Raw genomic sequence first — 11,706 nt, 5'->3', positions numbered from 1 at the left:
ATGGTTGTCTCCTGGTGGTCGGCGTTTTAGTAGCTCACGTAGACATCGGTGAGCAGATCGGCGGCGGTCGGCTGCGGCGCGTCTTTCGCTTCCTGCACCGCGCGATCGATCAGCGCGGCGACTTCGCGGTCGATCGCATCGAGTTCGCCGGGGGCGATCACGTCGGCGTTCGTCACGGCCTGCGCGAACTTCTTGAGGCAATCCTTGTTCGAGCGGATATCGTCCAGTTCGCCGGGCGCGCGATACGTCTGCGCATCGCCTTCGAAATGGCCGTAGAAGCGGATCATCTTGCATTCGAGCAGCGCCGGGCCGCCGCCTTCGCGCGCGCGGCGGATCACTTCGCCCGCGGCTTCGTGGACGGCGAAGAAGTCGGTGCCATCCACGGTCACGCCGGGAATGCCGAAGCCCGCCGCGCGATCGACATAGCTGTCCACCGCCGTGCCGTAATCCCGCGCCGTCGATTCCGCGTAGCCGTTGTTCTCGATCACGAAGATCACCGGCAGATTCCACACCGCCGCGAGGTTCATGCTTTCGAGGAACGTGCCCTGGTTGGACGCGCCGTCGCCCGTGAACGTGATGCCCACTTCGCCCTTGCCGCGAAACTTCGCCGCGAGCGCCGCGCCGCAGATGAGCGGCGCGCCCGCGCCCAGAATGCCGTTCGCGCCCATCATTCCCTTGGACAGATCCGCGATGTGCATCGAGCCGCCCTTGCCGTTGCACGAGCCGCCTTTCTTCCCGTAGATCTCCTTCATCATCGCGACCGGATCGACGCCCTTCGCGATGCAGTGTCCGTGGCCGCGATGCGTGCTCGCAATGCGGTCGCCGTCGTTCAGGTGATGCATGATGCCGACGCCCGCCGCCTCCTCGCCCGCGTACAGATGCACGAAGCCGGGGATGTCGCCGCGTCCGAAATCGACGTGCAGGCGTTCTTCGAAATCGCGGATCGTGCGCATCTTGCGATAGACCGCCAGCAACTCGTCCTTCGACAAGGGCAAGCCGCCCGCATGCTGTTGCGACGCTGTCATCTCTGTCTCCTTTCGGCTGGTTGAACTACGGTGCATGGCTCACGCATGAGTCCGGCGCGCGCCGCGTAACGCATGCACGCGGCGACGTCGATACTTCGGAACGCGTTTTCGCGCAGGGTGATGGTCACTTCGTCGCCGGTGCCGAAGGCAAGCTCGCGTTCGCCGTCGAGCGCGACGATGCCCGCGCGCTGCTTCACGCGATGCGGCACGCCATCGGTCAGGCGCTGCCAGTTCGCGATCGGCACGGGTTCCGTGAGGCCGGGCGCGATCGGCGCGTGAAGATCGAATTCGCCGTGGCCGGGCGCGGCGAGTTCGACGGCGAGACCGCCCGGCTCGTGGCGTCCGAGCGGTTCGAGCAGCCCCGCTATCGCCGACATGCCGATGGCCTGCGGATCGGCATACGACACATACACGGCGGCGAGCGTGTCGATCTTCCAGAGCGCGCGCGCGCCGACGAAATGCTCGTGCGAGATCACGGCGTCCACGAGCGCGATGTCGTGACGCAGGCCGCCGTTGGCATCGCGGATATCGATGTCGAGCCGCTTGTTCGCGACGAGCGCCTCGCCTGCCGGAATGCGGCCGGTTGCGTACAAGCCTGTCGCGAGTCCGGAGATGGTCGGCTCGCGCATCTCGGGAAACGCGTTGTTCGTGCCGGTCGAAAGGCCCGCGAGCGGCACCGCGCCGCATTCGCGCACGACCGCGCGATGCGTGCCGTCGCCGCCGAGCACGATGAGCGCATCGGCGCCGGCGTCGCGCATCGTGCGTGCGGCGCGGAACGTATCGTCGACGCGCGCGGTCACGGGCATGTCGAGGAAATCGACGGCGGGCAGCGTGGCGTCGGGGCCTTGCCGTCGCGCGAGATGGCGCTGGAGCATGACCTTCAGGCCTTCGCGGTCGGGCATCATCGTGACGCGCGGCACGCCGCACGCCGCAAGCGACGAAAGAATCCGCAGCACGATATTCACGCGGTCCGCGAGCTGCAGACTGTTCGCGTTCGCGATCACGCGGCGAATGTCGCGCGCCGATACAGGATTCGCGATGATGCCGACGAGCGCCGGCCCGGCCTTCGCGCTTTCACGCATGCCTGTGTCTCCTGAATGCATTGGAATCGTTGTGGCGCGGATTAAGGCAAGGGGTATGCCAATGCGCGCACGGCGCGACTAGCCTGGGAGAAGCGCCGATTGCCGCGCGTTCGCGTGACAGGTGTCACAGCGCAGGTGTATCGCGAAGGTGGACAGGCGTATCGGCGGGCTAGCGTGACGCGTCGCGCTGATTCGGCGAGCGGATTCCGTAACGCTCCATCCGCCGATAAAGCGTCATCCTGCTCACGCCGATCTGCCGCGCGACCGCGCTCAGATTCCAGCTCGCCGCGCGCAGGTACTGCATCAGCAGCATGCCCTCGGGCGGCAGGCGATGCGGATCGAAGTCATCGACGGCGGCCGCGGATTGATGCGTGACCGGCGCGGGCGAGGATGCGCCGAAGCCTTCGGGCAAATCGTCGATGTCGATCAAACCGTGCGCGCACACCGCGCGCGCGTATCGCAGGACATTGCTCAGCTCACGCAGATTGCCCGGCCACGCATGCCGATGCAGCCGCTCGCGCGCCGCGGGCGACAGCGTGACGCCGCCGCGTGCGGTATCGGTATCGGCGTCGAGCAGCGTGCGGATCAGCCAGTCCAGATCGGTTCGCTCGCGCAATGGCGGCAGCGTGAAGCGCGCGCCGTTCAGCCGGTAGTAAAGGTCTTCGCGAAAGCGCCCTTCGCGCATCAGCGTGTCGAGCGAATGATGCGTCGCCGAGATCACGCGCACGTCGACCGACACGGGCCGCGACGCGCCGATCGCGAGTACTTCGCCTTCGGCCAGCACGCGCAGCAGGCGCGATTGCAGTTCGCGCGGCATGTCGCCGATTTCATCGAGAAAGAGCGTGCCGCCGTCGGCTTCCTGAATCAGCCCGCGTTTTCCCTTCGCGCCCGCGCCCGAAAAGCTGTTCGGCAGATGCCCGAACAATTCGCTTTCGATCAGCGTCTCCGGAATCGCCGCGCAATTCACCGCGACGAACGGCCCCGCGCGACGCGCGCTCGCGCGATGCAGCGCCTTCGCGAAGTATTCCTTGCCGCTGCCGGTTTCGCCGTTGACGAGCAGATTGATCGGCGAATCGACGAGCTTCGCGGCGCGTTCGAGCTGGCGCATGAGCGCGGCGTCGCCGCCGGATAGCGCGGCGAGCGGCGCGGGAATCTGAATGGCGCGGCTGGCGTTCGTGTTCGCGTTCGCGGTCGATGCCGGCGTGAAGCACGGCGCGGGCGGCATCACGCTGAGATAGAGCAGCGCGCCGCTTTTCGCGAGCGGCAACGCGCGCAACTCGCTCGGCCGCGAATAGACGAAGCGCCCGAGGTCTTCGACGCGCGCCTCGAACAGCGCATCGAAGCGCACGCCGATCAGCGACGCCGCCGGTTCGCCCGGCGCGATCGGCCGCCCGACTTCCGCCGCGAGCATTTCGTGCGCGCGTCGATTGTGTCCGGCGATGCGCCCGGTTTCATCGAGCGCGATCAGATATTCCGGATCGACATCGACGAATTCGGGCGACGTATGCAGCTTGAGAATCCAGTCCTGCCGATGCGCCCGCAGAAAGTTCGCGTTCTCGATATGCCCCGCGTAAATGCGCACGAGCTGCAGCGCGAGATTCTGGCTGTCGCGCGGCTGCGGCGATGAGAGCGCGGAAATGTCGAGGATCGCGGCGAGCGCGCCGCGCGAATCGAAGAGCGGCGCGGCGGTGCACGTGAGCGGAATATGCGTGGCGTCGAAATGATCGACCTGATGCACGGTCAGCGCCTGGCCCGTCGCGAGCGCGGTGCCGACCGCGCACGTGCCCGCGCCGGTCTCGCTCCACTCCGCGCCGAGATAAAGGCCCGCGCGGCGCAGCGCGGCGTCGGTGCTGGCGTCGCCGATGTAGTCGACCGTGACGCCGAGCGCATCGGTCAGGAGCACCACGTAGCCCATGCCCGCGACCTGGCCGTACAAGGTCTGGAGGCCGTGCCGCGCGATGCGCGCGAAATCGTCGATGCGCTGCTGATGCTCGCGCAGCCGCGTCTGCGGCAGGATGCGCGCTTCCTGCATTCGCGACGGATCGAGCCCGTATTGATGCACGCAACGCCGCCACGAACTCTGGATGATCGCGTCGTGCGCGCGCGCCGGCGCAAGCATCTGCGCCCGCGTGGTCGCCGCGACGACCGCCTCGATGTGCTCGCGTTGCCGCATGTCCATCGTGCTCTCCTTGAGTGTCTCCTTCCGGCGCGTCTTTTATTTTGCGTTGTTGCGTCGTTTGCGCCGCTCGATGTCGGGAAAACACGGGTCAGACCGGCCCGCGCGCGGCGTCTTTCAGGCCATATGATGCTCGAATCGGCAGAACGAGTCATTCGCCGGGCTTGCTGCAGTGCGGCACCGGCGAAACCAAAACGATTACGGATAAGGAGACGACCGATGACGAAGATCGCGTATGAGGACTTCGAGCGCCAGGTGGTGCAGCATCACCTCATCAAGGGCAATGTGTACGAGAACGGCGCGGCGCTCGTCGACCGCGCGAACCGGTGGATTGCGGAGCATCGCGTCGACGTGTTGAACATCGAGAGTCTTTCGACCTTCGGCGCCGGCGACGATACCAGCGTCAGCCATTGGTACTCGGGCATTCGCGTCTGGTATCGCACCGAATAGGGTCGCACCGAAAACGCTCAGCCGCGTCCGACGAACGGCATCTTGGTCGCCATGACCGTGTGGAACAGGACGTTCGCCTCGAGCGGCAGATTCGCCATGTAAAGCACCGACTGGCCGACGATCTTCACGTCCATCATCGGCTCGATGGCGATCTCCCCGTTCGCTTGCGGCACGCCGCGCGACATGCGTTCGGACAGCTCGGTCAGCGCGTTGCCGATATCGATCTGGCCGACCGCGATATCGTGCTTGCGGCCATCGAGCGAGGCGGATTTCGTCAGTCCGGACACCGCGTGCTTGGTCGCCGTGTACGCCGCCGAGTTCGGACGCGGCGCGCTCGCGGAAATCGAACCGTTGTTGATGATGCGCCCGCCTTTCGGCGTCTGCGCGCGCATCGTGCGGAACGCTTGCTGAAGGCAATAGAACATGCCGTTCAGATTGACGTTGACGACGCCTTGCCACTGCTCCGGCGTCCAGTCTTCGAACGGTCCCGGCGGATTGCTCACGCCCGCGTTGTTGAACAGCAGATCCACGCGCCCGAAGCGTTCGACGGCCGCCGCGAAAAGCTGCTCGACGGATTGCGGATCGGCGACGTCGGTAGGCACGGCGAATCCGCGATCGCCCGCGCCGGATTCCGCGACGACGGCTTCGAGCGGCGCCGCGCGCCGGCCCGCGAGCACGACGGACCAGCCATCGGCGAGCAGCGCGAGCGCCGCCGCGCGGCCGATGCCGCTGCCCGCTCCCGTGACGATTGCAATGCGTGAAGAAGTGTTGGTTGCCTCGGGCATGTCTCCGTTCTCCTGTTTGCGTGAGCGCGACACGTCGCGCCCCGTTGGCTTGATTGCGATCGGGAGAACATTATCGGCGAAAAGGCTTGCAGCGCCGTTTCAGCGGCTGCTCGACGCTTCCGTCTGCACGGTGCCCGCCGCGTTGCGCATGTGGCTGCCATCGCAGAAGACGGCGGTCATCAGCATCGGCACGACTTCATGGACGATGGCCGTGCTGCCCGCCTCGCGCACGCGCGCCTCGACGGAATCCTTCGATCCGACCACGACGACGCCGTACGCGGAATCGTTGATCGGCTGGCCTTTGCCCTGCTGGAACATCGCATCGCCGTGTTCGTAGCCGAGCACCGCGTAGACGCGAAAGCCGTACGCGGTGAGGTGGCTGTCGTACGTCGGCTTGAACGCGTTGACCGAATTGGCTTCGACGCGCATCGGGCTTGCGTCGATGGAGCCGTCGTCGACGAGCGGCGCGATGAACCGGTGCGCGCTCGACTGGCAATCGAGCTGACGTTCGAGCGAATGCGCGTGGCTCGGACCGGGCAGCACTCCGCCGGCCACGGCAGCCAGAACGGTGAACCTTGCGAGAGGAACGGTTTTCATGGCGGCGGCACGACAACGGTGATTGAGTTCATGCGATGCATCGCGAAGGCATGCAATTCGCGCGCCAGCCGAGCGAGCGCTTTAGGAATTCGGCGCTCTCGAAAATGGCCGATCGAACGTCGCGGCCATTCCTACAAATGGCGTGTAGCGGCATCGGCGTTCCGGCCCCGAAGTCGTTATATTGAGCGATTCATTCACACAGGATGCTCCGATGCCCTCGCTCTCCGATTTCCCGATCAGCCGCAAATGGCCCGCGCAACATCCCGAGCGCATTCAGCTTTATTCGCTGCCGACGCCCAACGGCGTGAAGGCTTCGATCATGCTCGAAGAGACGGGCCTGCCGTACGAGCCGCATCTCGTGCGTTTCGATGCTAACGATCAGATGTCGCCCGAATTCCTCTCGCTGAATCCGAACAACAAGATTCCGGCGATCATCGATCCGAACGGGCCGGGCGGCGAACCGCTCGCGCTTTTCGAATCGGGCGCGATTCTCATTTATCTCGCGGACAAGAGCGGCCAATTCCTGCCGCGCGACCCGGCGCGCCGTTATGAAGCGATTCAATGGCTGATGTTCCAGATGGGCGGCATCGGCCCGATGTTCGGCCAGGTCGGCTTCTTCCATAAATTCGCGGGCAAGGAGTACGAAGACAAGCGGCCGCTCGCGCGTTATGTCGCGGAATCGCAGCGGCTGCTCGGCGTGCTCGAAGGTCGCCTTGCCGGGCGCGAATGGATCATGGGCGACGAATACGGCATCGCGGATATCGCGGTGTTTCCGTGGGTGCGCAATCTGGTCGGTTTCTACGAGGCACGCGATCTGGTCGAGTTCGATCGGTTTGCTAACGTTCAGCGCGCACTCGATGCCTTCGTCGCGCGGCCGGCGGTGCAGCGCGGGCTGGCCATCCCGAAGCGGGATTGAGATCGCGGGCGATTGGTGGTATCGGAAATGCTGGGTCAAGCGCGTGTTCGTGCCTCCTTCGCGATCCGGCGCAGCCGTTTCGCACGCGAGATGAAACGCGTTTCGCATCAATGAGTTGGGGCGGTGTTGCTCAGGATATCCACATGCTTGCCCACTATTTCTGTGGATAACGGCGCGTTCGTCTTCGGCTTCATGCCCCGGTTTTTTGACGAGCGGACAGCGCGCGCGTGACGGGTTCACAATGAGCGATCACGCGCGCAAATCGCACGGCGGCCGAAACACGTTTTACATCAACGCGTTGGCTCGACGATGCTCAGGATATCCACATGCTTGTTCAGGATTTCTGTGGACAACGCGCGAGTCCCCTTGCGATGCATTCAACGGATGCCGACGTCATGACCGCCCTTCCCTTCTCACCCGTCGCCGGTCGCGGTTGCGCGCACCGCGGACGCACGCTCGCCGCCATCGCGCTGATCACCGTCGGCGTATCCATCCATGCGCAGGCGGAATGTCCCGGCTATGTCGAAACCGATGCCGGCAGCGCATTCGACGTGGCCGCGATCATCAAGGACAGCGGATCGCCGCAGACGGCGCTCGACAGGGTGCGTGGCGCCGTATCGAAGATCAACGCGGGCGGCGGATGCTCGATCTTCGCCAACAAGCGAGCCTGCGAAGAAACGGTCGCGCTCGCCAGCAAGGCGATGGTCGCGCTGCAAGCGTGCTCGTCGGCGTCGCCGCCGAAGAACGCTGCGCACGGCTGAATTCAGCGGACGAAAAAAAACGCGTGCTACCCCGAGGGGCAGCACGCGTTTTCAATGCTACGGAACGCGGTTCGACGATCAGCGATCGAGGAACGGACGCAGCTTGTCGGCGCGGCTCGGATGCATCAACTTGCGCATCGCCTTGCTTTCGATCTGACGGATACGCTCGCGCGTCACGTCGAACTGCTTGCCCAGCTCTTCGAGCGTGTAGTCCGACGCCGTATCGATACCGAAGCGCATGCGCAGCACCTTCGCTTCGCGCGGCGACAGCGCGTTGAGCGCATCGTCGATTGCAGCGCGCATGTTCGCGTGCACGGCGGCATCGGCGGGCGATGCAGCGCCCTGGTCTTCGATCATGTCGCCGAGCGTCGCGTCGGCATCCTCACCAACCGGCGTTTCCAGCGACACGGGCTGCTTCGCGATCTTGAGAATGCCGCGAATCTTCTCTTCGGGCATTTCCATGCGCTCGGCGAGCACCGACGGATGCGCTTCCTGACCCGTCTGCTGCAGGATCTCGCGCGAAATACGGTTCAGCTTGTTGATCGTTTCGATCATGTGAACCGGCACGCGGATCGTGCGCGCCTGGTCGGCCAGCGAACGCGTCACGGCCTGACGAACCCACCACGTCGCATACGTCGAGAACTTCCAGCCACGACGATATTCGAACTTGTCCACCGCCTTCATCAGACCGATGTTGCCTTCCTGAATCAGGTCGAGGAACTGCATGCCGCGGTTGACGTACTTCTTCGCGATCGAGATGACGAGACGCAGATTCGCCTCGATCATTTCGCGCTTCGCCTGACGCATCTTCAGCTCGGCGGCCGTCATCTGACGGTTGATCTGCTTCAATTGCTGCAGCGGCAGCGCGACGACGCCTTCGATGTCGATCAGCTTTTGCTGTTCGGCCTGAATTGCCGGCAGGCTGCGCTCGAGCGACGCGCCGTACTGCTTCGAACCCGCCGCTGCACGCGAGGTCCATTCGAGATCGGTTTCGTGACCGACGAACGACTCGACGAACTTCTCGCGCGGCATGCCACAGCGGTCCACCGCGATCTGCAGAACACGACGTTCGATTTCACGCACTCGCGCGACTTGCTGCTGGACGTCGGCGCACAGGCGGTCGATGGTCTTCGCCGTGAAGCGGATGGAACCGAGTTCGCGCTGAATCTCGGCGCGCGCGCGCTCGACGGCCTTCGCTGCCGTCGCGCCCGATCCCTTAGGATTGCTTGCCTGTTCGGCGAGGTCGCGCACGCGGGCGAAAATCTCGAGGCAATCGGCCTTCAACTGCTTCAAACGCGCTTCATTCGATGCGCCGGAATCGCCGCCTTCGAGGTCGCTGTCGTCATCGTCGTCGCCGTCGGAGTCGTCGCTGTCCGTATCGATATCAGCGGATTCCGTTACTTCGGGGGCCGAAATATCTTCCTCTACCGCGTCGTCTTCCTTCAGGCCGTCGACGAGTTCGTCGATCTTCAGTTCGCCGGATTCCACGAGCGCGGCGTCCGCCAGAATGGTGCCGACCGTCGACGGGCACGCGGCGATCGCCTGGATCATCTCGTGCAGGCCGTCTTCGATGCGCTTCGCGATCGCAATTTCACCGGCGCGCGTGAGCAGTTCGGTCGCGCCCATTTCGCGCATGTACATGCGCACGGGGTCCGTGGTGCGTCCGAATTCCGAGTCCACGGTCGAGAGCGCGTTTTCCGCTTCCTCTTCCGATTGCTCGTCCGCCACGACCGCAGGCGCGTTATCGCTCAGCAACAGCGTTTCGGCGTCGGGCGCTTGCTCGTACACGGCCACGCCCATGTCGTTGAACGTGCTGACGATGGTTTCCATCGCCGCGGTCTGTGCGAAGTTGTCCGGCAGATGGTCGTTGATCTCGGCGTGCGTGAGATAGCCACGCTCCTTGCCGAGTTGAATCAACGCACGCATCTGACGCTGACGCTCTTCGTCCTGCTCCGCCGTCATGACGACATCGGGCTGCATCGTGCCGGCCTGGCCTTTGCTCTTGCCCGCCTTGCGTCCTGCAGACCGACGCACCGGCGCGACGATATCCAGCTCCGAATCTTCCCGATCAAAACTTGCCATACTTTCTCCTCGACAGGTTTGCTCGGCGATGACAGGTCCCCGGAGCGAGCGTGACGGCCCGCGTGACATCGATAACAGCTTCGACAACGGACGGCTTGCTGAGAATCGCATCGAGCAAAGCGCGCAATCCACGCGTAGTACGTGCATTGCGTAAATTCCAAAGCGCCATCAAAGACGCAACCTTAGAGTATATCAGCGTTTGTTGCGACGCAGCAGGTTTATTTTCGTCTCGGTGAATACCCTCATGCGCGCCCTCGCCTGCTTTAGGCAACTCGCCTCGAAATGCGCTTTGGGTCTTGAACGTCATGCGGCGTTCGGTGATGGTCCTGCTTCCCCATTCATCCCCCATGTTGTGGCCGCTCCAGCCTGTTTCAACCGCAGTAAGCGCTTGAGCGCGTCGAGGTTTTGCAACGCGTGTCGAACTGGCGCTGCTTCAGGCGACGGCCGGAATTCGCGCACGGGCACAGCGCGTTGCTCACGCGATTCCGTTGCGGCGGCGTCGACGGGAACGATGCGGCCCGCGTGAAGCGCCGCAATGAAATCGCTGGCCCAGGCGCCCGCATGCACGCGAGGTTGAGCTTCGTCGCGATGATGGACGGTGATCGACTTCGCGTCGTCGGCTACGGCATAGCGGCGAAGTCCGTCGTGGCTGACGAAGGCGCGTCCCGCGAGCGTTTGGGTTTCACGCTGGACGTCGCTTTGGTGAGCAGAGGCAGTTTCGCGTTCGATGGTCTCGTGTTGTTTGCTGCGAACTCGGTGGGCGAAGTCAACCGGCGCTCGCAGCAGTGTGCGCAGGTAGCTGATCGGGTGCGTCGCTTTGCGCAGATGCTTCCACGTGGCTTCGACGACGTCGGAGAGGCGCTTTCCGTGGAAGCTCGCCTCGCGCATCAGTTTGAAGATCAGAAATTCACGAAATCCCAGCGTGCAAAGGCGGGCGAGATCGTGCGGGAGGCGTCCTGGCTGTCTCTTTTGAGTAGAAGGGTTTAGATCCTTATATATAGCACCGTCTGCCACCGTGACAGACGGCAGAGCCAAAAGAGACTCCGGAGCGGTGCGCACGTCAGTCTCCTGCAGGCGGTGGGTAGCTTCATCCGTCTGGGCCGGCTGCTCGACCAAGCCGAGCAGCGCCGCTGCCTTGTGGGTCAGGTGGATGTACGCGCGACCGAACAGTCCGGCACCGCCGTATCGACTCTGGGGAGGCCGAGTGATGAAGCCCTCGGATTCCAGATCGTCGAGGCTGCGATAGAGGGTGCGCATCGACTGCAGCGCGCGGCCAGTCAGCAATTCGCGGCGGGCAAAAATGGCGGCGAACGGCCGAGCAGCGTCGACCGTTCGGGCGAGTGCAGCGAGAACCGCGCGGGCTCGAGCGGGAAGAGCGGCGATGTGGTTTGCGCGATGCGCTGCCCGGAAGATGATCCATGGCAGGTTCGATCGATCGCAAGCGTACTCGTCGAGCGCCTGCTGATCCTCGTGATCGGCATTCGATTTGAAGTCTTGCGGGCGAGTTTGAACCTCGCCTGCAACGGAAAGTTGCGCGATATGCATGTCAAGTGCTTCCATTTCGAAAAATGGAGGACAAACGCTTGACTGCTAATCGCTATCCGCTAAACTTCGAGTTGTGGAGCTCGTGACCCGATTGGCGTCGGGAAGCGGACGGGCGATAAGCAGTAAAGCCCGAATTCAAAAGCCTTCGGTTGGCGCCGAAGGCTTTTGTCTTTTCAGAGTCAGTAATTACATGGCTGCCTCGTTACTTGTCTCTGCTTAGTCATTGATTTTTCAGGAGTTTCTACTAGAGCCATCTGCAACGTTGTTTTGATGAAGATGCTAAGTCA

General features: G+C 63.8%; 11 protein-coding genes. 3 read left to right on the top strand and 8 right to left on the bottom strand.

Features of this window, described 5'->3' with window-relative positions; translation table 11 throughout:
• Positions 1 to 26 precede the first annotated feature (26 nt).
• The 3 genes from NCR39_RS25875 to NCR39_RS25865 form a co-directional block, all read right to left on the bottom strand.
• A complete protein-coding gene (locus NCR39_RS25875; protein WP_250455226.1) occupies positions 27 to 1,025 on the bottom strand; it encodes a thiamine pyrophosphate-dependent dehydrogenase E1 component subunit alpha in 999 nt (332 codons plus the stop codon).
• Complete coding sequence (locus NCR39_RS25870) at positions 1,022 to 2,107, bottom strand: ATP-NAD kinase family protein (protein ID WP_250455224.1); 1,086 nt, start codon at positions 2,105 to 2,107, stop codon at positions 1,022 to 1,024. Before NCR39_RS25870 ends, NCR39_RS25875 begins: the two co-directional genes overlap by 4 nt.
• Positions 2,108 to 2,276: 169 nt before the next feature.
• Positions 2,277 to 4,286 carry a sigma-54-dependent Fis family transcriptional regulator gene (locus NCR39_RS25865; protein ID WP_250455221.1) on the bottom strand — a complete coding sequence of 670 codons (2,010 nt, stop codon included), beginning with the start codon at positions 4,284 to 4,286 and terminating at the stop codon, positions 2,277 to 2,279.
• Positions 4,287 to 4,502: 216 nt separating this feature from the next.
• On the opposite strand from NCR39_RS25865, the gene NCR39_RS25860 reads away from it, so the two are divergent.
• Positions 4,503 to 4,733 (top strand): hypothetical protein, encoded by a 231-nt coding sequence (locus NCR39_RS25860; protein ID WP_250455220.1) that lies wholly within the window; start codon positions 4,503 to 4,505, stop codon positions 4,731 to 4,733.
• Between the two features lie 17 nt (positions 4,734 to 4,750).
• Here NCR39_RS25860 and NCR39_RS25855 read toward each other — a convergent pair whose 3' ends face one another.
• Together NCR39_RS25855 and NCR39_RS25850 are read right to left on the bottom strand one after the other, a co-directional pair.
• On the bottom strand, positions 4,751 to 5,518 hold the full coding sequence (locus NCR39_RS25855; protein ID WP_250455219.1) for an SDR family oxidoreductase: 768 nt from the start codon (positions 5,516 to 5,518) through the stop codon (positions 4,751 to 4,753).
• A gap of 99 nt (positions 5,519 to 5,617) precedes the next feature.
• Positions 5,618 to 6,115: a hypothetical protein gene (locus tag NCR39_RS25850; protein ID WP_250455218.1), complete on the bottom strand. Its 498-nt coding sequence runs from the start codon at positions 6,113 to 6,115 to the stop codon at positions 5,618 to 5,620.
• Between the two features lie 211 nt (positions 6,116 to 6,326).
• Between NCR39_RS25850 and NCR39_RS25845 the strand changes: the two genes are divergently transcribed.
• Positions 6,327 to 7,031 (top strand): glutathione S-transferase N-terminal domain-containing protein, encoded by a 705-nt coding sequence (locus tag NCR39_RS25845; protein WP_250455217.1) that lies wholly within the window; start codon positions 6,327 to 6,329, stop codon positions 7,029 to 7,031.
• A 395-nt stretch (positions 7,032 to 7,426) separates the two neighbouring features.
• Positions 7,427 to 7,792, top strand: coding sequence for a hypothetical protein (locus tag NCR39_RS25840; protein WP_250455216.1), 366 nt, complete (start codon positions 7,427 to 7,429; stop codon positions 7,790 to 7,792).
• Positions 7,793 to 7,870: 78 nt separating this feature from the next.
• On the opposite strand, the gene rpoD is transcribed toward NCR39_RS25840, so the two are convergent.
• The 3 genes from rpoD to NCR39_RS25825 are packed head-to-tail and all read right to left on the bottom strand — an operon-like array spanning position 7,871 to position 11,419.
• Positions 7,871 to 9,874 (bottom strand): RNA polymerase sigma factor RpoD, encoded by a 2,004-nt coding sequence (rpoD, locus tag NCR39_RS25835; RefSeq protein WP_040052652.1) that lies wholly within the window; start codon positions 9,872 to 9,874, stop codon positions 7,871 to 7,873.
• On the bottom strand, positions 9,861 to 10,181 hold the full coding sequence (locus NCR39_RS25830; RefSeq protein ID WP_250455213.1) for a hypothetical protein: 321 nt from the start codon (positions 10,179 to 10,181) through the stop codon (positions 9,861 to 9,863). Before NCR39_RS25830 ends, rpoD begins: the two co-directional genes overlap by 14 nt.
• Complete coding sequence (locus tag NCR39_RS25825; RefSeq protein ID WP_250455211.1) at positions 10,178 to 11,419, bottom strand: replication protein O; 1,242 nt, start codon at positions 11,417 to 11,419, stop codon at positions 10,178 to 10,180. Before NCR39_RS25825 ends, NCR39_RS25830 begins: the two co-directional genes overlap by 4 nt.
• Between the last annotated feature and the right edge of the window lie 287 nt (positions 11,420 to 11,706).

The sequence above is a fragment of the Caballeronia sp. ATUFL_M2_KS44 genome (assembly GCF_023630965.1).
Lineage (GTDB): Bacteria > Pseudomonadota > Gammaproteobacteria > Burkholderiales > Burkholderiaceae > Caballeronia > Caballeronia concitans.
Note: the sequence above shows the minus strand (reverse complement) of the source record. Positions and strands in the feature narration are given on the sequence as shown.

Coding starts and splice junctions, on each gene's coding strand:
- NCR39_RS25875 (WP_250455226.1), bottom strand. CDS start 1,025: ATGACAGCGTCGCAACAGCATGCGGGCGGCTTGCCCTTGTCGAAGGAC.
- NCR39_RS25870 (WP_250455224.1), bottom strand. CDS start 2,107: ATGCGTGAAAGCGCGAAGGCCGGGCCGGCGCTCGTCGGCATCATCGCG.
- NCR39_RS25865 (WP_250455221.1), bottom strand. CDS start 4,286: ATGGACATGCGGCAACGCGAGCACATCGAGGCGGTCGTCGCGGCGACC.
- NCR39_RS25860 (WP_250455220.1), top strand. CDS start 4,503: ATGACGAAGATCGCGTATGAGGACTTCGAGCGCCAGGTGGTGCAGCAT.
- NCR39_RS25855 (WP_250455219.1), bottom strand. CDS start 5,518: ATGCCCGAGGCAACCAACACTTCTTCACGCATTGCAATCGTCACGGGA.
- NCR39_RS25850 (WP_250455218.1), bottom strand. CDS start 6,115: ATGAAAACCGTTCCTCTCGCAAGGTTCACCGTTCTGGCTGCCGTGGCC.
- NCR39_RS25845 (WP_250455217.1), top strand. CDS start 6,327: ATGCCCTCGCTCTCCGATTTCCCGATCAGCCGCAAATGGCCCGCGCAA.
- NCR39_RS25840 (WP_250455216.1), top strand. CDS start 7,427: ATGACCGCCCTTCCCTTCTCACCCGTCGCCGGTCGCGGTTGCGCGCAC.
- rpoD (WP_040052652.1), bottom strand. CDS start 9,874: ATGGCAAGTTTTGATCGGGAAGATTCGGAGCTGGATATCGTCGCGCCG.
- NCR39_RS25830 (WP_250455213.1), bottom strand. CDS start 10,181: ATGACGTTCAAGACCCAAAGCGCATTTCGAGGCGAGTTGCCTAAAGCA.
- NCR39_RS25825 (WP_250455211.1), bottom strand. CDS start 11,419: ATGCATATCGCGCAACTTTCCGTTGCAGGCGAGGTTCAAACTCGCCCG.